The organism is Palleronia aestuarii (assembly GCF_003253995.1).
Lineage (GTDB): Bacteria > Pseudomonadota > Alphaproteobacteria > Rhodobacterales > Rhodobacteraceae > Palleronia > Palleronia aestuarii.
Genome location: NZ_QKZL01000001.1, coordinates 319051 through 338699 on the forward strand (window position 1 = coordinate 319051; position 19649 = coordinate 338699).

Consider the following 19649-nt stretch of genomic DNA (forward strand, 5'->3'; position numbering starts at 1 on the left):
CGGCGCGCGCCGCGTGGCGCGCGCAGTCGATCACCTGAACATCGGGCAGTCTCACCCCTTGAACTCCCGATCCCACCAGTTCTTCAGATCCATGTCGTTTTCCAGCATGAACTCGTAGTCCATGTCGTTGAGCTTCTCGATATCGGCCTGTGAGAAGCCGATCCGCTGGTTCAGCTCTTCGGGGATCTCTGCGTTCGTGACCGTCGGGTTGTAGCCCATGTCCTCGGCGAAGGCCTCCTGCGCCGCGGGCTCCAGCATCGCGTTGAGATAGGCATAGGCGCCTTCGGGATGCGGAGCGTTCGCGGGGATGACGAAGCCCGACACGTAGGACAGCGCCCCTTCGGAGGGCGCGACCGACTCGACGTTGATGCCGGCATCCTGCCACTGGACCGTGCGCGCCTTCCACATGATGCCGATGGAGATTTCCTCGGTCTCGAGCCCCTGCGCGAACGCCTCGTTCGTCGGGTAGATGCGCGCGCCCGCCTCGCGGCATTTCAGCAGCAGCTCCTTGCCCGGCTCGACATCCGTGACGCCGCCGCCCGCGGCCAGCGCGGCGGCCACGATCGTGTACTGGTACTGGATGTCGATGAATCCGAGCTGGTCGCCGAAAGCCGGGTCGAACACGTCGGCATAGCTCGTCGGCGCCTCGACCAGGTCGGGATTGTAGACCGGCACCATGCCCGAGTAGATATGCCCGATCCCGTATTCGTACTTCATCGACGGCAGCAGGTTCGCGGCGTTGGGGATCTGATCGTAGTCGATCGCTTGGGTGATCCCCAGCTCGTAGACTTGGTACATGTTCGGCCCGTTGAGGCCCTGCAGGTCCGTCGTCCCGCGCGGCAGCCGCCGTTCCGCCAGCATCTTGGCCCGACGTTCGGGATCGCCCGCCTGGTCCTGGATGACCTCCCACCCGTTCGAGATCAGAAACGGCTGCTCGATATTCTTGTTGAGCAGTCGCGCGTAATCCCCGCCCCAGGTTCCGACGACGACCGTGCCGGCCGATTGCGCCCGCAACACCGACGGCGCCGCGAGCAGTGCCGCACCGCCGGCGGCGCCCTTCAGAAGGTTCCGCCGCCCGATCAGGGGGGTCCGATGATACTTCGTCATGTCGTCAACTCCTCGCTGGTATCAGGGGTTCTTCGACGCGATTGCCCTAACTGACCTGCGCCGTTCCCTCTTCCGTTTCCGTGTCGGCGAACGCCTTCGCGCTGGCCGACCATCCGGCATGAACGCGGTCTCCGGCCTGTGGCAGCCAGCCGCCCTCGACATTGGGCATCTGCGCGACCACGACATCCTTCGGTGACAGGCGGACGCGCACGTCGATCGAACCGCCGAGATACGATACATGCTCGACCTCGCCGGGAAAGACATTCTCCGCCGACGGCGCCTCGCGTGCGACGGTAACCCGCTCCGGGCGAATGGCCACGGCGGCCGGACCGTTCGGCCCGTCGCTGCAGCGCACCTCCAGTCCACCTTCGGTGCGCAGGATGCCGTCTGCGAGCCGGCCCCGCAGGAAGCTGCTGCGGCCTACGAAGCTCGCCACGAACCGGTCCACCGGTCGTTCGTAGAGTTCCTGCTGACTGCCGATCTGGCGGACCTCGCCCTCTTTCATCACCACCAGTCGGTCGGCCATGCTGAGCGCCTCCTCCTGGTCGTGCGTCACCATTACCGTGGTGATCCCCAGTCGTTGCTGCAGGGCCCGGATCTCGATCCGGACCTCCTCCCGCAGCTTGGCATCGAGGTTCGAGAGCGGCTCGTCGAGGAGCAGCACGTCGGGCCGCACCACCAGCGCGCGCGCCAGCGCCACGCGCTGTTGCTGTCCGCCGGAGAGTTGGCGCGGCAGCCTGTCGGCCAGATGGTCGAGCCGCACCATCGCAAGCGCGTCATGGACGCGGCGGTCGATCTCCGATTTCTCAACACGCCGCATCTCGAGGCCGAAGGCGAGGTTCCGGGCCACGGTCAGGTGCGGGAACAGGGCATAGTTCTGGAACACCAGCCCGGTGCTTCGCTTCCAGGGGGGATGCCAGGTCACATCCTCCCCGCCGATCCGGATCACGCCCTCGGACGGCTCGACGAAGCCCGCGATCATCCGCAACGTCGTGGTCTTGCCGCAGCCAGAGGGCCCGAGCAGCACCAGCATCTCGCCCTCGGCCACGTCGAGATGGATGTCGCGCGCGGCGTAGAACTCGTTGTACCGCTTGCTCAGCCCTTCGAGTTGTAGTCTCGCCATGAGTTTCAGACCACCCTGCTGATCTTGACGAAACGGTCGGTCACCAGCATGGCCGCCGCGATGATCGTGATCTGCAGCACCGAGATCGCGGCGATGGTCGGATCGATCTTCCACTGGAGGTACTGAAGAATCGCGATGGGCAGCGTCGTGCGTCCCGGCCCGACGAGAAACAGGCTGACTTCGAGATTGCCGAAGGAGGACACGAAACCGAAGATCGCGCCCGCCACGATGCCGGGCAGGATCATCGGCATGGTGACCCGCCTGAACGTCGTGAGACGGTTGGCCCCGAGATTCTGCGCGGCCTCCTCCAACGTCCGGTCGAACCCTTCTAGGCTGGCGGTGATGAGACGCGTCGCCCACGGGATCACGAGCAGGACATGCCCCCAGACCAGCCCGCCGAGCGAGCCGAGAAGCGGCAGGCTGGTGGCGATCTCGATCTCCACCTGGAAGACGTAGAGCGCGAAGCCCAGGACGATGCCGGGAACGATGAGGGGAAGGAGGAGCATGTTCGCGAGCGCGCCCCGCCCCCGGAAACGCAGCCGCGTGATGCCGAGCGCGGCGGGAAGGGCGACGGCCAGGCCGATCGCCGTCGAGATCACGCCAAGCTGGATACTCACCAGGAAGGCGTCGATGAAACGTTCGTTCGCGGCCGCGGCGCCGTACCATCGGAGCGAATAGCCCTCCGGCGGGTAGGACGGGATCTCCTGCCGATAGAAGGAAAGCCACGTGACGAAGATGAGCGGCACGAGGATGTAGAGGAACGCGAAGCCGCCGGTGGCCAGCATGGCTGCGCGTCCAAGGCGGCGGCGATCCATCAGGGCGCGGCCCCGTCGGCCCGACTGTGAGGCGATCGCCTTCGTCATGCGGCGTGATCGAGGAAGTTCTTGTGGAAGCGTCCGCCCTGAACGATCGCCGACAGGTGGCGGCCCTGACCCTCCAGGAGCGTGATGTCCTCCAGCGGATTGCCGTCCACGACGATGAGGTCGGCCCAGGCGTCGGCGGCGATGGTGCCGAGGCGACCCGGCCGGCGGATGACCTCGGCGGCGATGGTGGTCGCCGCCCGAATGACCTCGATGGCGGGCTGCACCTCGGCGCGGATCGCGAATTCCCGGCTCTGCTCCTCGGCGAGCGGGCCGAGGAGGTCGGACCCGTAGGCGACCTTCACGCCTGCGTCGCGGCAGATCTCGAGCGAACGGTACCCGCCCTCGAGCACGGCCGCGTTCTTCTCGAGCATGGCGGGCGGCATGCCGAACTCGGCCGCGCGCTCGGCCATCGCAACGTAGGTGACGAGGTTGGCCACGAGATACGCGCCGCGTTCGGCCATCAGTGCGGCGGCGTCGGTGTCGATGAGATTGCCGTGCTCGATCGTGCGCACGCCGCATTCCACCGCGCGGGTGATCGCCGGTGCGGAATAGGCGTGGGCACAGACATAGCGGCCGAAATTCTCGGCTTCTTCGACCGCCGCGTCGATCTCGGCCACGCAGAACTGCATCGAATCCAGCGGATCGTTCGGCGAGGCGACGCCGCCCGATACCATGATCTTTACGTGGTCGCAGCCCTGGCGCATCTGCTCACGCACAGCCTTGCGCACCTCGTCCTCACCATCGACCACGACGCGCAGGAAGGCCTGGCCGTTGCAGCAGGGGCAGGCATAGTCGGGATTCGTGCGCGACCGCGCATCGCTGTGACCGCCGGTGGGCCCGATCGAACGGCCGGCGATCAGCAGACGGGGCCCGGGGATCAGGCCGGTCTCGACCGCCTGTTTCATGCCCCAGTCGGTGCCGCCGGTGTCGCGCACGGTGGTGAAGCCGCGATCCAGCATTTCGCGCAGGCGCCTGGCGCCGCGTGCGGCAGCCAGCGTCAGCGGTACGTCCTCCATGCGGCGCATGTAGACTTCGCTGTGCATGCAGTGGACGTGGCAGTCGATGAGGCCGGGCATCACCACGCGGCCGCCGCAATCGACAACGTCGGCCGACGGGCTGCCGATCGGCGTGTCCGAGACCTCGCGGATCCGGTCGCCCTCTACGAGGATCTCGTAGCCGTCCCGAACCTCGTCGAACGACGGCTCCAGAAGACGCAGGTTGCGGAAGAGGAGCGGGGCGCTCACGCGGCCACCTTTGCGCCGTCGAGCGTGCATTTGTGCATGGTCCCGCCCTTCATGATGACGCTCATGTGCCGTCCCTGTTCCGCCAGGAGATCGAGGTTCCCAAGGGGATCGCCTTCCACGACGAGGATGTCGGCATGGGCACCGGGCTGCAGGCAGCCGAGCCTGCCCTCCTGCCGCAGGACCTTCGCGGCGATGGTCGTGGCCGACCGGATGATCTCGATCGGAGACACCACCTCGGAGCGGATCCGGAACTCACGGCTCTGGTCGGCCTGAAGCTGGCCGAGGAGATCGCTGCCATAGGCGACGGGAACCCCCGCGCGCTGGCAGATCTCGAGAGACCGCAAGCCCCCCTCGATTACCGCGTCGTTCTTCTCCAGCATCTCGCCCGACATGCCGAACTCCGCGGCCCGTTCCTTCATCGCGTAGTAGGCGACGAGGTTGGCCACGAGGAACATGTCCTTGTCGGCCATCAGCCCTGCGGACGCCTCGTCGATCAGGTTGCCGTGCTCGATCGTGCGCACGCCCGCCTCCGCGGCCCGGGTGATCGCCTCGGGCGAATAGGCGTGCGCGCAGACGTAGCGGCCGAACGCCTCGGCCTCCTCGACGGCCGCGCGCACCTCGCCCATCGAAAATTGCAGCGAGTCCAGCGGATCGTAGGGGGAGGCGACGCCGCCCGACATCATGATCTTAACGTGGTCGCAGCCCTGTCGCATCTCTTCCCGAACGGCCTTGCGCACCTCTGCCGTGCCATCCGCGAGCGATGTCACGAAGGACAACGCGTCGCAGCAGGGGCATCTCGTGCCGAAATCGGTGCGCCGCCGGCCATCGTTGTGCCCGCCGGTCGGCCCGACGGAACGGCCGGCGACGAAGAGGCGCGGCCCCGCGATCAGACCTTCCTCAACCGCCTGGCGGATCCCCCAATCCGCACCGCCGGTATCGCGCACCGTCGTAAAGCCGCGATCGAGCATCGCGCGGAGCGAGACCATCGCCTTGGCCGTCATCAGGGTGAGCGGAACGGCCTCGAGCTTCGGAAGGAAGACCTCGCTCAGGACGACGTGGACGTGGCAATCGATCAGCCCCGGCATCAGCGTGCCGCCGGCGCAGTCGATCACGTTTGCCTCCGGCATCCGGATGGGGCCCTCGGAGACCTCGCGGATGACACCGTCCTCGACCAGCAACTCGTGTCCGGGAACGACCTCGTCCCGTTCGGGATCCAGCAGGTGGAAATTGCGGAACAGGAACTGGGTCACTGCGACTTACCGTGCCTCCATCTGGGATCTTTGCGTGGGCCGGACCCGCGGCATGACGACAGGTTAATCGCCCAGTTCCGGCGGCCACAAGAGCTAAAGGCCGCGGGGGACCATCGGCGGGGGAGGCGCAACACGAACCGCCGGAAGATTAGGCAGAGCCGAGGTTGAAGGGATCCTCGACGCTGCCGCAGGGTTCGGTGAACCAGGCCGCGCCGTTGTCGGTCATGTAGGCGCAATCCTCCAGACGGATGCCGAACTCGCCATAGATGCATATCGTCGGTTCGATCGAGAAGCAGAAGCCCGTTTCCAGAGGCGTCGGGTTTCCCGCGACCATGTAGCGTTCCTCGTGGACCTCGAGCCCGATCCCGTGCCCCGTGCGGTGCGGCAGGCCGGGAAGGGCGTAGGCCGGGCCGAAGCCCGCGCCCGAGATGGCGTCGCGCGCCGCCCGGTCGACATCGCCGCAGGGAGCGCCGGGAACCGCCGCCTCGAACCCGGCGCGCTGGGCGGTCCGTTCGAGTTCCCATACGTTGCGTTGCCGGGGAGAGGGGCTGCCGAACACGTAGCTGCGCGTGATGTCCGAACGATAGCCGTTCACGAACCCGCCCGCGTCGATCAGGACCATGTCGCCGTCCTCGAGCGTCTGCGGGTAGTCCACGCCATGCGGGTAGGCGGAGGCTTCGCCGAAAAGGACGAGCGGCCTGCTTCCCGGTGGCGTCGCGCCAAGTCTCGCATGCGCGGCGAGGACGAAATCCTCCACCTCGGTGCTCGTGATTCCTTCGCGCATGATGCGGGCCGCCGCCTTGTGTACCTCGAGCGTCACGGCGTTGGCATGGCGAAGCAGTTCGATTTCGGCCGGGCTCTTGACCGAACGACATGCGGCGGTGACGGACGCGCCGTTCGTCAGCTCGAACCTGTTGCCCGCGCGGCGCATGCCGTCGACCTGGAAGAAGGGCGTGGCCGGATCGATGGCCAGGACCCCTTGCTGCGAGGTCAGGTCCGCGACCGTCGCGATGACGAGCGACGTCGGGTCGGCATCCTCCTCCCAGACACGGATGGGCGCCTCCTTGTCGCGCAGCATCGAGCGGGTCTTAGGTTCCTCGAAGCTGGGGCTCAGATACACGATCGGACCCTCCCGAGGCAGGATCGCGCCATGCAGGCGCTCCGACGGCTTCACGCTCAGGCCGGTGAAATAGAAGAGGTTGGGCGACGCATCGAGATAGAGCGCGTCGATCCCCTGTTCCGCCATCAGCGACTGGGCCTTTTCCACGCGCCTTGCATATTCCGCGTCGTCGATGGGCCTGGCCTCCGCCGACATGACGTCCATCGCCGCCAGTTCGGCTTCCGCCGTCGATCCGCCTACACCGATCGTCATCCCAAGCATCCTTTTTGTCGGGTCGTCCCGACTGCAACTAACGGCAGCGATCGCGGAAACGCCAGCCGCCGCGTGATCCCGGTTGGCGCGTCTTCCCTCGGCAGGCGGCGGTCCGGGTGGCGGGAAATCCGGGGCGATGTGATGGTCGAGAATTGCGATGCGGGCTCGGAGTTTGGTGGCCTGTCGGTATGTATCGTGGGCAATGTCCGCAATAAGGGCGCCCGTAGCCTCGCGCCGAGTGATTTGGCTATGGATGTCTGGTAGCACTGGCGCATCGCCGATGCGGCTGCTGTTCGATTGGTTTTAACGCCTAATGGTTAACGCCGGTGAACTCTCCACGGCGCTGGAATTTTCGTCGCCCCGTCGATCAACAAGTGAAGCTCGCGTCAGACGCCTTTCTTGGCCTCGTCATGTTCGCTTCGAAGCCATTCGCCCTCGACGCTCATCTCGTGGTCCCGATCGTATAGGGGTTCGTCGAGGAAAGGGGAGCGTGGAAGAAATTGCCGACCGATCCGGCGGTCGTGCCGAAGGTGATAAGGAGAAAGCCGCCAGCGACCGCGAAGTTCTTCAGGAAATCCCACATCGTCTCGCGCCCCCTCGAGGGCCCGAGCATTCGGAAATCGGGTGCGCGCCAGAACTGCTTGAACAGGAGTGCCGTCGTCGCGCAGTAGACGGCGAGGACGAGGGCGGCGAGGCGATCCGCGACGCCGGTCAGGACGCCCAGCGACATCACGACTTCGATGAAGAGGCCTGTTAGGATCAGCGCCCTGGCGAATGCGGGACGGCTCGTCGCCTGGCTCGCCTGCTTCGTCGCGTCGTCGAAGTTCAGCACCTTGTCGAGCGCGCTGAACGGCAGGAACAGGAGAACGAGCGACAGGCGCACAAGGAAGGTGAGGACGATCTCGAATGTCATCGCGGTCGGCGGTCCCAGTTGCACGTTCGGGTGATGAAGCGCCGGCAGCGGCAAGTGTTCCGGCCCCGCCGCGAATTCGCGCGGGCGGCGCAGGGATGGTGGAACGATCGGACGCGGATCCGCTTTGAGCCGCATTGCCACACGGAAGGGAGGCACCCCGAGGATGATCGAGGATCGCTACGACGTCGTGATCGTCGGCTCGGGGCCGGGCGGTGGCACCATGGCGTGGAAGCTGGCCCAGACCGGCAAGCGCGTGCTCCTGATCGAGCGCGGCGGTTATCTGAAGCGCGAGCGGGAAAACTGGAGTACCGAAGAGGTCTTCGCCAAGGGACGTTATCAGGCCGAGGAAACCTGGAGATCCTCCGGCGGAGAGACGTTCCGGCCGGGTTTGCATTATTACGTCGGTGGCAATTCAAAGGTCTATGGCGGGGTACTCTTGCGCCTGCGGCTGGAGGATTTCGACGCCGTGCGCCACCCCGACGGCATCGCGCCCGAATGGCCCGTCAAATACGATACGTTCGAGCCGTATTATCAGGCCGCCGAAGAGCTTTTCGAGGTGCGGGGCGTCCGCGGGGAGGACCCGACCGAGCCGCCTTCGTCCAAGCCCTATGCACATGAGGCGATCCGCCACGAGCCGCGGATCCAGGCGCTCTCCGACGATTGGGCACGCGAGGGGCTTCATGCGTTCCATCTGCCGGTGGGCGCATTGCTCGATCAGGACGAAACGGGCGCGGCGACGCCGCATTCGCCGCTCCTGCGTTGCGATCCGTTCGACGGCTATCCGAGCCTGACCAACGGCAAGTCGGACGCGCAGGTGATCTGCGTCGATCCCGCACTCCGCGACCATTCGAACCTGACGCTCCTGACGAACGCCTATGTCGAGCGGCTCGTCACCGATGCGTCGGGCGGAAGCGTCGTTGGCATCGAGACCGTGATCGAGGGGCGACGCCATACGATCAGGGGCGATATCGTGGTCGTAGCCTGCGGGGCGCTTTCCTCGGCACTGCTCTTCCTGCGCTCGGGGAGCGACCGCCATCCGGACGGGCTCGCCAACGGTTCGGGACAGGTCGGGCGCAACTACATGCGCCACAACAATGCGACCGTGCTCGCCATTTCCAAGGATCCCAATCCGACAGAGTTCCAGAAGACGCTCGGCCTCAACGATTTCTACCATGCGCACGACAAGTCGCCGGCGAACCCGCACCCGTTTCCGCTCGGTCACATTCAGATGGTGGGAAAGTCCGACGGCATGCAGATCGAGGCGGAGGGCCTGCCGGACTTCCTGCACTGGCTGCCCGAAAAGCCTTTCGACTGGATCGCGCGGCATTCCATCGACTTCTGGCTGACCTCGGAAGACCTGCCCCGGCCCAAGAACCGCATCTTCTACCGAAACGGCGACGTGCATCTCGACCTGACGGAAACCAACATGGACGGGCATCGGGCCCTGCGCGAGATGCTGCGCACCATCTGCGACAAGGCCGCGATCCACCCGCATCTCATGGACCGCAAGCTCTATCTCGGGAAGGACACGCCAGTCGGCGGAACCGCGCACCAGGCGGGCACGCTCCGCTTCGGCGAAGATCCGGCGACGAGCGTCCTCGACCTGGATTGTCGCGCCCATGGGATCGACAATCTCTACGTCACGGATGCGAGCTTTTTCCCGTCGATCGGCGCGGTGAACCCGACCTTGACGATCATCGCCAACGCGCTGCGCGTGGCTGACCTGATCTCGAAGCGAATAGATCCGATCTCCGCCTGAAGCGCGGCCCTTCCTCAAGCAGGTTTCCGAACTGGGGGAGGTCGTCTCGAAGCTCCGGTAAGCTCGACGTGTCGACGTTGCATGGCCGATCGGTGGCCGAGGCGGTAATATGGCGCGGATGTGGAGGACTTACGCTACTGCGCAGACCGCCATGACGAACAGGGTCCGAGGACGCTCTGCAATTGACTAGGGAAGAGGCGACGTCGAGGTCTACCTCGCCCATACGACGAGCTTTCCCCGAGCTAACCTTCAAACGGTCGTATGACTTTCATTAGCTCAAGAGAAATGGCGGAGAGACAGGGATTCGAACCCTGGGAGGGCTTGCACCCTCAACGGTTTTCGAGACCGCCCCGTTCGACCACTCCGGCACCTCTCCGCGAAAGTGGCACGCCGCCACCTAGTCGGTGACGCCGGATTGCGCAAGCCGTTATTCGATCTGATCGCTCCGTCGACGGTCTCTTGCCCCCTCAATCGACCCGGGCTCGCCGCTTGGCAAGGCGCCGGGCCTCGCCTAGCCTAGGGGGCTGTTGCCAACGGGTTCTGCCGTGAAGGATCACCTTATGCTCCGCCTTTCTTTCGCCGCCGTCGCCGCGACCGCGAGCTTCGCAATGCCGGTAGCGTCGCAGGATGCGGTCGAAGATCTCTACGACGCGCTGCGCCTCGACGACGTGATCGCCGTGATGCGGGAGGAGGGGCTCGATTATGCACGGGATCTGGAGACGGAGCTCTTCCCCGGGCAGGGCGGGCGCGCATGGGCCTCCGTGGTCGAGGAGATCTACGGTCGCGCGGTGATGCAGGATGGGATCTCGGCCACGTTCGCGGCGGAGCTCGATGGCGCGCACGTCGAACCGCTCCTGGCATTCTTCGCATCCGAACGCGGGCGCCGGATCGTCACGCTCGAGATCGAGGCGCGCCGCGCCCTGCGCAACGAGGCGCTCGAGACGGCGGCCGAGGCGAGGGCGCGGGAGATGCGGGCGGAGGGCGATCCGCGGATCGACAGGCTCGACGCCTTCGTCGACGCCAACGACCTCGTCGAGGAGAACGTCGTCGGTGCACTCAACTCGAACTACGCCTTCTACCAGGGCCTGATCGACGGCGGTGCCCTCGGCGACGCGCCGGCGCAGGACGAAATCGTCGCCGATGTCTGGTCGCAGGAACCCGAGATACGGGCCGACACGATCGACTGGGTCTACGGCTATCTCGCGCTTGCCTACGAACCGCTCGATGACGATGATCTCGACATTTACATCGCGCTGAGCGAAACCCCGGAGGGCGAGGCGCTGAACGACGCGCTCTTCGCGGCATTCGATACGATGTATGCCGACATATCGCGCCAGCTCGGTCAGCGTGCCGCGGGCTTCATGATCGGCGAGGACCTCTGACAGGGGCCGCGCGTACCCCGCGTTCGGGCTTGACACAACGCCGCCTTGCGACGATACACCGCCGACCCGGCGGATGCGTCCGTGCGGGATCGTCGAATCGTCGCCCCGGGGCGGCGGAATCATCGCCCTGAGACAGGGCGCGCTGTCCGAGGTGGGGCTTGGTCCCCGAGACGCGTGGCACATGGCCGCGGACCGCAGGATGCGGATAGAGAGGGAAGACAAGATGTTCGCGGTTCTCAAGACCGGCGGCAAGCAGTATCGGGTCCAGTCGGGGGATGTCCTCCGCGTGGAGAAGATCGCAGCCGATGCCGGCGAAACGGTTCAATTCAACGATATCCTTATGGTGGGCTCGACGATCGGCACACCGCTCGTGGACGGGGCCGGCGTACAGGCCCAGGTGATCGAGCAGATCAAGGACAAGAAGGTCATCCACTTCGTCAAGCGCCGCCGCAAGCACGGCTCGAAGCGCACGAAGGGGCATCGCCAGCAGCTCACGCTGCTCCGGATCGGCGACATCTTGGAATCCGGCGCGGGCGACAGCGGCGTGAAGGCCGCCATCGGCGCTGGGATCGCGGGCTACACGGGCGTGGCGGCCGACAAGGGCCAGTACGCCAAGAACCGCGACGAGAAGTCGGAGATGAAGAAGCGCGTCGCCACCGGTGGGGCGGAGGAGAAGTCCGCGGAGACCGCGTCCGCTCCGGCATCCGGCGACGACCTCAAGAAACTGTCCGGTGTCGGACCCGCGCTCGAGAAGAAGCTTCTCGAGGCCGGGGTCACGTCCTTCGCGCAGATCGCCGCGTGGACGGAGGCCGACATCGCGGAGTGGGACGAGAAGCTGTCCTTCAAGGGCCGCATCGAGCGCGAGGGCTGGGTCGATCAGGCCAAGCAGTTCGAAGCCGAAAAGGAGTAACGAGGCATGGCACATAAAAAAGCAGGCGGTTCCAGCCGCAACGGTCGCGATTCCGCCGGGCGCCGCCTCGGCGTGAAGAAGTTCGGTGGCGAGGAAGTCCTCGCAGGCAACATCATCGTCCGCCAGCGGGGGACGAAGTGGTGGCCGGGCGAAGGCGTCGGACTGGGCCGGGATCACACGATCTTCGCCACGACCGGCGGGCGCGTCACGTTCCGCAAGGGCCTGAAAGGGCGGACCTTCATCTCCGTCCTGCCGCAGGCGGACGCCGCGGAGTAAGCCTCGGGCGCGATCACCGCGAGTAAATCGAGGGATCGGTCCAAGTGACCGGTCCCTTATTCGTTTCGGAAAGGGAGGACCGATGCGAATATTTCCCCTTCGTTATGGGGCGGGGCGCCCGGCACAATCGGGCGACGCCGCGATCGCCGGCCGGACCGCGCTAGAAACCGCATTGCCGGAGTCCCGCGGATGATGGTCAGGAACGCGCAGGCCGTCATCAGGTCCGAACGTTTGTCGCTTAGACCGCTGCAACGAACGGACATTCCCCATCTCGAGCGCTACATGGGCGATGCCCGCGTGGCAAAGGCGACTCAGACGATCCCGTATCCGTTGCCGCCCGGTGCGGTCGAGGCCGTCTATGCAGCGGCCCATGCGGAGGATCGCGTTACCGATTGCTGGGCGATCGACGGAACGGCGATGGGACGCCCGCCGCTCGTCGGTGTCCTGACGCTGGAGGAACTCGATCGCGGGCAATCCGAGATCGCCTATTGGACGGCGCCCGATGCCTGGGGGTTCGGGATCGCGTCGGAGGCGGTTCAAGCGCTGGTCGATGCGAATCCCTACCGCGCGAACACGATCTTCGCCGTGGTATTCCAGGACAATCCGGCCTCCGCGCGCGTGGTCACGAATGCCGGGTTCCGCTGGCTCGGCGATGCAGAGGCGTTCTGCGTCGCGCGGGGCGTTCTGGTTCCGACTTGGACCTATTCGCTGAAACCGCGCTGAGCCCGGTGGGACAGACGGGCGCGGGGCGGCTTGAGCCCGCAGGGTTCCTGCTCTATCGCCTCTAGCGTCAACCCGGAAGGCCGCACCATGAAGTTTCTCGATCTCGCCAAGGTCTATATCAGATCGGGCTCCGGCGGCGGAGGGGCGATGTCGTTCCGGCGGGAGAAGTACATCGAGTACGGCGGGCCGGATGGCGGCGATGGCGGACGCGGCGGCGATGTGATCGTGGAGGCGGTGAGCGGTCTCAACACGCTTATCGATTTTCGCTACCAGCAGCATTTCCGTGCCGGGAACGGGCAGCACGGCATGGGCAAGCAGCGCACCGGTGCAGGTGGCGACGATGTCGTCCTGAGCGTGCCCGTGGGGACGGAGATCCTCGACGAGGACGAGGAAACTCTGATCGCCGATCTCGCCACCGAAGGCGACCGCGTCGTGCTCGCCGAAGGCGGCAATGGCGGCTGGGGCAATCTGCGGTTCAAGTCGTCCACCAACCAGGCGCCGCGCCGAGCCAATCCCGGACAGCCCGGGGTGGAGCGGACGATCTGGCTGAGGCTGAAGCTCATCGCCGATGCGGGGCTCCTGGGTTTACCCAATGCCGGGAAGTCGACTTTCCTCGCCGCGACCTCGAATGCGCGGCCGAAGATCGCGGATTATCCCTTCACGACGCTGCACCCCAATCTCGGTGTCGTGGGTGTCGATGGCGCGGAATTCGTCATGGCCGACATTCCGGGCCTCATCGAGGGCGCGCATGAAGGGCGCGGCATCGGGGACCGGTTCCTCGGCCATGTCGAACGCTGTGCCGTTCTCCTCCACCTCGTCGACGGTACTGCGGAGGATCCGGTGGCCGATTGGCGCACCATCATGGGCGAACTCGAGGCTTATGGAGGTCCACTCGCAAACAAGACGCGGGTGACGGCGCTCAACAAGATCGACGCGCTCGACGACGAGGAGCGCGCGGAGGCGAAGGCCGCCCTCGAGGCGGTCGCGGGACCCGTCCTGATGATGTCGGGCGTGAGCCGCGAGGGGCTGACGGATGTCCTGCGTGCCGTGCGCGCGGCGATCGGGGAGGACCGTCTGCGGCAGGTGAAGGACGACGAAGCCAACCGCCCATGGCGCCCGTGACGCCCGATCTCTCCACCGCGCGGCGGCTCGTGGTGAAGGTCGGGTCGGCGCTCGTGGTCGACCGCGAAACGGGTGCGCTCCGCCGTGACTGGCTCCTCGGGCTGATCGCGGACGTGGCCGCGCTGAGGGCGCGGGGCACCGATGTCGTCCTCGTCTCCTCCGGCTCCATCGCGCTCGGCCGATCGCTCCTCGGGCTCGGCTCCGACGCCCTGCCGCTCGAACGCGCGCAAGCGGCGGCGGCGGCGGGACAGATTCGCCTTGCCCGAGCCTATGAGGAGGCCCTGCAGCCCCACGGTCTCGTCGCTGCGCAGGTTCTCCTCACGCTAGAAGACAGCGCCGACCGCCGGCGCTACCTCAATGCACGCGCGACGCTCGGCACGCTCCTCTCCCTCGGCGTCGTCCCGATCGTCAACGAGAACGATACCGTGGCCACCGACGAGATCCGGTTCGGCGACAACGACCGCCTGGCGGCGCAGATCGCGGTGACCGTCGGTGCGGACCAGCTCGTTCTCCTGAGCGATGTGGACGGGCTCTACACCGCCAATCCGCAGAGCGATCCCGCCGCGCGGCATCTTCCCATCATTGATCGGCTGACGCCGGAGATCCTCGCGATGGCCGGCGACCCAATCTCGGGATTGTCGAAGGGCGGCATGCGCACGAAGCTGATGGCGGCACGAACCGCGATGGGGGCGGGCTGCGCGCTCGCCATCGCACGCGGTGACGATCTGCACCCGCTCGAAGCCCTGCGGAACGGCGCCCGGGCCACGTGGTTCCTGCCGCAGACCGATCCGCAGGCGGCGCGCAAGGCGTGGATCGCCGCAATGAAGCCGCAGGGCGCGCTCCGGATCGACGCGGGCGCGGCGCAGGCGCTCTCCACCGGGCGATCCTTGCTGCCCGCGGGCGTCGTCGTGGTGTCGGGCGCCTTCGGGCGGGGTGATCCGGTCACGATCGAGGGCCCGGACGGCGATCCGCTCGGCACGGGCCTTGTGCGCTACACCGCGGAGGAGGCGCGGTCGATCGCCGGTCGTCATTCCAACGAGATACCCGGGATACTCGGCTATTCCGGTCGTGCGGCCCTTATTCACCGCGACGACATGGTGTTATGAGGGTCATGACATGGGAGGGTTCCGCATGAAGGACATGACCGACATCCCCGCGATGATGACCGAGATCGGAGAGCGCGCGCGTGCGGCCTCTCGCACTCTCGCGATCGCGCCAACGGGGGCGCGCAGCGCCTCCCTTCACGCCGCGGCCGACCGGATCGATGCACAGACCGACGCGATCGTTGCGGCGAACACCCTCGATATGGAAGCCGGGACCGCGAAGGGTCTTTCTTCCGCAATGCTCGACCGGCTTAGGCTCGATCCCGACCGGATCCGGGGGATCGCGTCGGCCTTGCGCGCCGTGGCGGAGCAATCCGATCCCGTGGGCGAGATCCTTGCCGCGTGGTCGATGCCGTCGGGGATCGACATCGAACGGGTGCGCACGCCCATAGGCGTCGTCGGCGTGATCTACGAATCGCGACCCAACGTGACCGCCGATGCCGGGGCGCTCTGTCTGAGGTCCGGCAACGCCGTGATCCTGCGCGGGGGATCGGAGAGTTTCCACTCGTCACGGGCGATACACGAATGCCTCGTTGCGGGTCTCGCGACGGCCGGGTTGCCGCAGGACGCGATCCAACTGGTGCCAACGCGCGATCGCGCCGCGGTCACGGAAATGCTCGGTATGACGGAATTCATCGACGTGATCGTGCCGCGCGGCGGCAAGGGGCTCGTCGGGGCGGTGCAGCGCGACGCCCGTGTGCCCGTCTTCGCCCATCTCGAGGGGATCGTTCATATCTATGTCGACCGCGCCGCCGATCCGCAAAAGGCGCTCGACGTGGTCCTGAACTCCAAGACCCGGCGCACCGGCATCTGCGGCGCGGCCGAGTGCCTGCTGATCCATCGCGATGTGGCGGAGACGTTGGGGGCCGATCTCGTTCGCGCACTTCAGGCAGCGGGCGTGGAGGTGCGGGGCGATCCCGCCCTGCAGCAGATCGAGAATGTCCGCCCGGCGGAGGACGACGATTGGGGCCGGGAATATCTCGACAGCATCATCGCCGCCCGGATCGTCCCCGATCTCGACGCCGCGATGGATCATATCGGGCGCCATGGATCGAACCACACCGATTGCATCCTGACGGAGGATGCCGACGCGGCCGCGCGCTTCTTCGAGGAGGTCGACAGCGCTATCGTGCTGCACAATGCGTCGACGCAATTCGCTGACGGTGGCGAATTCGGGATGGGAGCCGAGATTGGCATCGCCACGGGACGTTTGCACGCACGCGGGCCGGTCGGGGCGGAGCAATTGACGAGCTTCAAGTACCGCGTGCGCGGAAACGGGTCGGTCCGCGCCTGATTCTCGCGCCGATGTCAGGCGGTCAGGACGACCCGCTTCTCGCCAAGCTCGACGTCGACCGTCCGCCCCATCGCTTCCGCGGCTTGACGCGCGAGATAGAAGTGGATTTCGGAGGCGTCCGGCAAGAGAGCGTCCGTCGTTGCAAGGTGACGCCAGAGTTCCGCCTCGTTCCGGACCCGGTCGGCAATCAGTTCGACGCGCAGATCGTCTCCGGCAAGGGCCACTGCGATCTTGCCCCCCCAGGGCAGTGCGCTTTCCCCGCAGAGCAGCAGCAGGAAGATCAGCCGGGTCATGTCACGTGGCAAGGCCTCTTCCAGTTGCCAGTCAATCTCGAGTGAGCGGGCGGAGCCGAAGGTCGAAAGAATTGTCTCGACCTCGCGTCGCGCGACCGTCTGATCGGGCTGTGCGGCGCCGAAAGCCACGCGGAAGAGGCGAATGCGTGCATTCGCGTTCTCGACGCTTTCGGTAATCAGGGACATTTCCGGGCTGTCGCCCATGCCCGACATCTGCAACAATTCGATCCCGTTGCCGATCGCGCCGAGCGGTGAGATGAGATCGTGGCAGATCCGGGAGCCGAGGAGCGCGCTGATGTCGGAAGAGCTCATGTTCATAGGGCCTCGGTCGAATTCAGGGGAGTATTGACGTGTCGGACATGAATGCCCTTCTGGAGCCTGGAATGATCGTGCGACACCCGGATCGTCCCGAATGGGGAGAGGGACAGGTCCAGTCCAATATCGGCGGCACGATCACCGTAATGTTCCGCGATGCGGGAAAGGTGGTGATCGACGGCCGTCGCGTTGATCTCATAGCGGTCTTTTGATCTCGCTCCATCGGACATCTTTCCTGCCACAACGTGAATCTTAATGGTTAAAATTGTGTCAAGCATGGGAGGTCACGGGCCGGATTTTCCGGCCCCGGCGGTATTCGGGCAGGTCGGTCGCCGATGACGGCCTATTGCCTTGCGCTCGCCGCGACGCCCGATGATCTCGCCGCCGCGCAGCGCCTGCGCTATTCGGTATTCGTGGAAGAGATGGGGAGCGACGGTCCGCTGGTCGATCATGCGGCGCGACGCGAAATCGACCGCTTCGACCCGTTCTTCGATCATTTGATCCTGCGCGATACGAGCAGACCCCGCGATGAGCAGGTCATCGGCGCCTATCGCCTTGCCCGCGGAGATCAGGTCGCGCGGGCAGGGGCCTTCTATTCCGAAAGCGAGTTCGATCTCGAACCCCTGCGGGCCACGGGCCGGCGGCTGCTGGAACTCGGCCGATCGTGCCTGCATCCAGAGTACCGCGGCGGGGTCGCGCTTCACCATCTCTGGAGCGGACTTTCGGAATACATCGCGCGCCACGGGATCGAGATCCTCTTCGGCGTCGCGTCGTTTCGCGGAACCGATCCGGCACCGATCGCGCCCACGCTCTCGGTTCTGCACCACCGCCATCTCGCCCCGCCCGAGCTGCGGCCCAGGGCCCGGCCCGACGGGGCCGTTCCGATGGATGCCCTGGCCTTCGCCAAGATCGACCGCGTTTCGGCAATGCGCGCACTTCCTCCCCTCATAAAGGCGTATCTCCGCCTCGGCGCCTGGGTGGGCCAGGATGCCTATATCGACAGGGTGTTCAACACGACGGATGTCTGCATGGTCTGCGACATCCGCGCGATCACGGAGGAGCAGCGTGCGCGGTTCGACGGACTGCGCGCGTGACGACTTGGCATTCCGACGATCCGCCCGAAATCCCGTCCATCTCACCCCGCGACTGGCCGCGCATCGTCGTGCGTGGCGTGCCGATCGTTCTCCTCCTCGTCGCGGGCTCCCTCGCCACGTTGGTCCTCCGCCCCGTCGAGCGGGCATTCTGGGGCGATCGGCGGCCCGCGACGCCCTGGATCACCGTCTGGGTCTGCCGGGGAGCGCTGCGCCTGCTCGGTCTGCGGCGTCGGCGGCGAGGCGTGCTCGCACCCGGGTCGGGGGCCGTGGTGGCGAACCATGCCTCCTGGCTCGATATCCTCGTCCTGAATGCCGCCGGGCCGATCGTGTTCGTCTCCAAGGCGGAGGTGGCGGGCTGGCCGGGAATCGGTCTTCTCGCGCGGCTGACGGGGACGCTCTTCATCCGGCGCGAAAGCCGCGATGCGCGGGTGCAGGAAGCCGCGATCCGCGAGCGGCTCCGCTCCGGCCAGCGGCTCCTTCTCTTTCCCGAGGGCACCTCGACGGATGGAAGACGCGTACTGCCTTTCAAATCCGCGCTCTTCGCGCCGTTTCTCGGCTCCTCCCCCGACTATGGGGTCCAGCCGGTTTCTCTCGTCTATATGGCGCCGGCCGGATGCGATCCGCGGTTCTACGCCTGGTGGGGGGACATGGATCTCGCCCCGCATCTCCTCGCGGTCCTGGCCCTGAAGCAGCAGGGGGAGATCGCGGTTACCTGCCACGCGCCCCTCGACGGCGCGATCCACGGGTCGAGAAAGGCCCTTGCCAGGGAGGCGGAAGCAAGTGTGCGGTCAGGCGTACTGGAGGTGCTAGAACGCAGCGACGAGTTCCGCGAGGCGACGTGACGGATCATCCGCCATCCAGATTTCCTCTCCCAACGCGATGAAATCGGTGATGGCGGAGAGGTTGGAGATCGCGTCTGTATCGAGGCTCCCCTCCGCGACGCAGGGCAGCTCGATCATTTCGGACCACCAGGCGAACAGATCGAGATCGGCCAGGCTGCCGTCTCCGGCCGGGACACCGCCGACCGGCCCGAAGGCCACGTAGTCGGCACCGGTTTCGCCCGCATTCATCCCGTCATGGCGCGAGGTACCGCAAAAGGCTCCGACGATCGCGTCGGTTCCGAGCGTCTTGCGCGCAGCCCGCACGTTCCGCGCCCCGTCGCGCAGATGCACGCCGTCGAGCCCTGCCCGCGACGCAATCTGCACGTGATCTGAGAGGACCAGAGCGACGTCGCGGGGTTCGGTGACGGCCCTCACCGCGTCGCAGGCCCGCAGCAGCCGGTCCTCGTCGCGCGTCGCGAGATCGAGCCGTACGCAGGCCACGGCCTGTGCGTCGAGGATACGGGCGAGCAGGTCCGGAAAGTCGGCCGGATCGAGCTGGGGCGGCGTCACGAGATAGATTTGCGGCAGGTCGTCTGGCATCGCGGCGCTCCGTCTTCGATTGCCCCGGGGCTATAGAGGCTCGGCGCCCGCTTGACCACGCTTGCGTGCCGGCAAAGCGCTGCCT

General features: G+C 66.3%; 20 protein-coding genes and 1 tRNA gene. 11 read left to right on the top strand and 10 right to left on the bottom strand.

The genetic code is table 11. The features are described from left to right. Positions 1-51: 51 nt before the first annotated feature. The 7 genes from LX81_RS01610 to LX81_RS01640 form a co-directional block, all read right to left on the bottom strand. On the bottom strand, positions 52-1107 hold the full coding sequence (locus LX81_RS01610) for an ABC transporter substrate-binding protein (RefSeq protein ID WP_111535527.1): 1056 nt from the start codon (positions 1105-1107) through the stop codon (positions 52-54). A 46-nt stretch (positions 1108-1153) separates the two neighbouring features. Beyond that, positions 1154-2230, bottom strand: coding sequence for an ABC transporter ATP-binding protein (locus LX81_RS01615; protein ID WP_111535528.1), 1077 nt, complete (start codon positions 2228-2230; stop codon positions 1154-1156). 5 nt (positions 2231-2235) lie between these two features. Continuing rightward, positions 2236-3093: an ABC transporter permease gene (locus LX81_RS01620; protein WP_211322682.1), complete on the bottom strand. Its 858-nt coding sequence runs from the start codon at positions 3091-3093 to the stop codon at positions 2236-2238. Next, on the bottom strand, positions 3090-4337 hold the full coding sequence (locus LX81_RS01625) for a metal-dependent hydrolase family protein (RefSeq protein WP_211322683.1): 1248 nt from the start codon (positions 4335-4337) through the stop codon (positions 3090-3092). Before LX81_RS01625 ends, LX81_RS01620 begins: the two co-directional genes overlap by 4 nt. Then, positions 4334-5587 (bottom strand): metal-dependent hydrolase family protein, encoded by a 1254-nt coding sequence (locus LX81_RS01630; RefSeq protein ID WP_111535530.1) that lies wholly within the window; start codon positions 5585-5587, stop codon positions 4334-4336. Before LX81_RS01630 ends, LX81_RS01625 begins: the two co-directional genes overlap by 4 nt. 148 nt (positions 5588-5735) lie before the next feature. Beyond that, positions 5736-6959: a M24 family metallopeptidase gene (locus tag LX81_RS01635; protein ID WP_111535531.1), complete on the bottom strand. Its 1224-nt coding sequence runs from the start codon at positions 6957-6959 to the stop codon at positions 5736-5738. Between the two features lie 442 nt (positions 6960-7401). Then, positions 7402-8007 carry a DoxX family protein gene (locus LX81_RS01640; RefSeq protein ID WP_211322684.1) on the bottom strand — a complete coding sequence of 202 codons (606 nt, stop codon included), beginning with the start codon at positions 8005-8007 and terminating at the stop codon, positions 7402-7404. Positions 8008-8035: 28 nt separating this feature from the next. Here LX81_RS01640 and LX81_RS01645 point away from each other — a divergent pair, with 28 nt between their 5' ends. Continuing rightward, on the top strand, positions 8036-9631 hold the full coding sequence (locus LX81_RS01645; protein ID WP_111535532.1) for a GMC family oxidoreductase: 1596 nt from the start codon (positions 8036-8038) through the stop codon (positions 9629-9631). 286 nt (positions 9632-9917) lie between these two features. On the opposite strand, the gene LX81_RS01650 is transcribed toward LX81_RS01645, so the two are convergent. Beyond that, positions 9918-10007 (bottom strand) — tRNA-Ser (locus LX81_RS01650). Positions 10008-10191: 184 nt separating this feature from the next. On the opposite strand from LX81_RS01650, the gene LX81_RS01655 reads away from it, so the two are divergent. From LX81_RS01655 to LX81_RS01685, 7 genes are all read left to right on the top strand, one after another. Further along, positions 10192-11013: a DUF2059 domain-containing protein gene (locus LX81_RS01655; RefSeq protein ID WP_111535533.1), complete on the top strand. Its 822-nt coding sequence runs from the start codon at positions 10192-10194 to the stop codon at positions 11011-11013. A 223-nt stretch (positions 11014-11236) separates the two neighbouring features. Continuing rightward, positions 11237-11923 (top strand): 50S ribosomal protein L21, encoded by a 687-nt coding sequence (locus tag LX81_RS01660; RefSeq protein WP_111535650.1) that lies wholly within the window; start codon positions 11237-11239, stop codon positions 11921-11923. 6 nt (positions 11924-11929) lie between these two features. Continuing rightward, the gene (gene rpmA / locus LX81_RS01665) at positions 11930-12199 is read left to right on the top strand and encodes a 50S ribosomal protein L27 (RefSeq protein WP_111535534.1); all 270 of its coding nucleotides are present in this window, start codon (positions 11930-11932) and stop codon (positions 12197-12199) included. Between the two features lie 189 nt (positions 12200-12388). Next, positions 12389-12922 (top strand): GNAT family N-acetyltransferase, encoded by a 534-nt coding sequence (locus tag LX81_RS01670; RefSeq protein ID WP_111535535.1) that lies wholly within the window; start codon positions 12389-12391, stop codon positions 12920-12922. Between the two features lie 87 nt (positions 12923-13009). After that, entirely contained in the window at positions 13010-14044 is a 1035-nt protein-coding gene (gene obgE / locus LX81_RS01675) for a GTPase ObgE (RefSeq protein ID WP_111535536.1), read from the top strand. Next, entirely contained in the window at positions 14032-15150 is a 1119-nt protein-coding gene (proB, locus tag LX81_RS01680; RefSeq protein WP_111535537.1) for a glutamate 5-kinase, read from the top strand. The genes obgE and proB overlap by 13 nt, the downstream gene beginning before the upstream one ends. 25 nt (positions 15151-15175) lie before the next feature. Next, complete coding sequence (locus LX81_RS01685; protein WP_111535538.1) at positions 15176-16441, top strand: glutamate-5-semialdehyde dehydrogenase; 1266 nt, start codon at positions 15176-15178, stop codon at positions 16439-16441. Positions 16442-16455: 14 nt separating this feature from the next. Here the strand turns inward: LX81_RS01685 and LX81_RS01690 are convergent, their stop codons facing one another. Further along, positions 16456-17046 carry a histidine phosphotransferase family protein gene (locus tag LX81_RS01690; RefSeq protein ID WP_170133818.1) on the bottom strand — a complete coding sequence of 197 codons (591 nt, stop codon included), beginning with the start codon at positions 17044-17046 and terminating at the stop codon, positions 16456-16458. Positions 17047-17084: 38 nt separating this feature from the next. Between LX81_RS01690 and LX81_RS01695 the strand changes: the two genes are divergently transcribed. From LX81_RS01695 to olsA, 3 genes are all read left to right on the top strand, one after another. Then, positions 17085-17261, top strand: a complete 177-nt coding sequence (locus LX81_RS01695) for a DUF3553 domain-containing protein (RefSeq protein WP_111535540.1) — start codon at positions 17085-17087, stop codon at positions 17259-17261. A 123-nt stretch (positions 17262-17384) separates the two neighbouring features. Next, positions 17385-18143 (top strand): L-ornithine N(alpha)-acyltransferase, encoded by a 759-nt coding sequence (gene olsB / locus LX81_RS01700; protein ID WP_111535541.1) that lies wholly within the window; start codon positions 17385-17387, stop codon positions 18141-18143. Continuing rightward, positions 18140-18985 (top strand): lyso-ornithine lipid O-acyltransferase, encoded by an 846-nt coding sequence (olsA, locus tag LX81_RS01705; protein ID WP_111535542.1) that lies wholly within the window; start codon positions 18140-18142, stop codon positions 18983-18985. Before olsB ends, olsA begins: the two co-directional genes overlap by 4 nt. Here the strand turns inward: olsA and LX81_RS01710 are convergent. Continuing rightward, positions 18950-19564, bottom strand: a complete 615-nt coding sequence (locus LX81_RS01710; RefSeq protein WP_111535543.1) for a thiamine phosphate synthase — start codon at positions 19562-19564, stop codon at positions 18950-18952. The genes olsA and LX81_RS01710 overlap by 36 nt on opposite strands. Between the last annotated feature and the right edge of the window lie 85 nt (positions 19565-19649).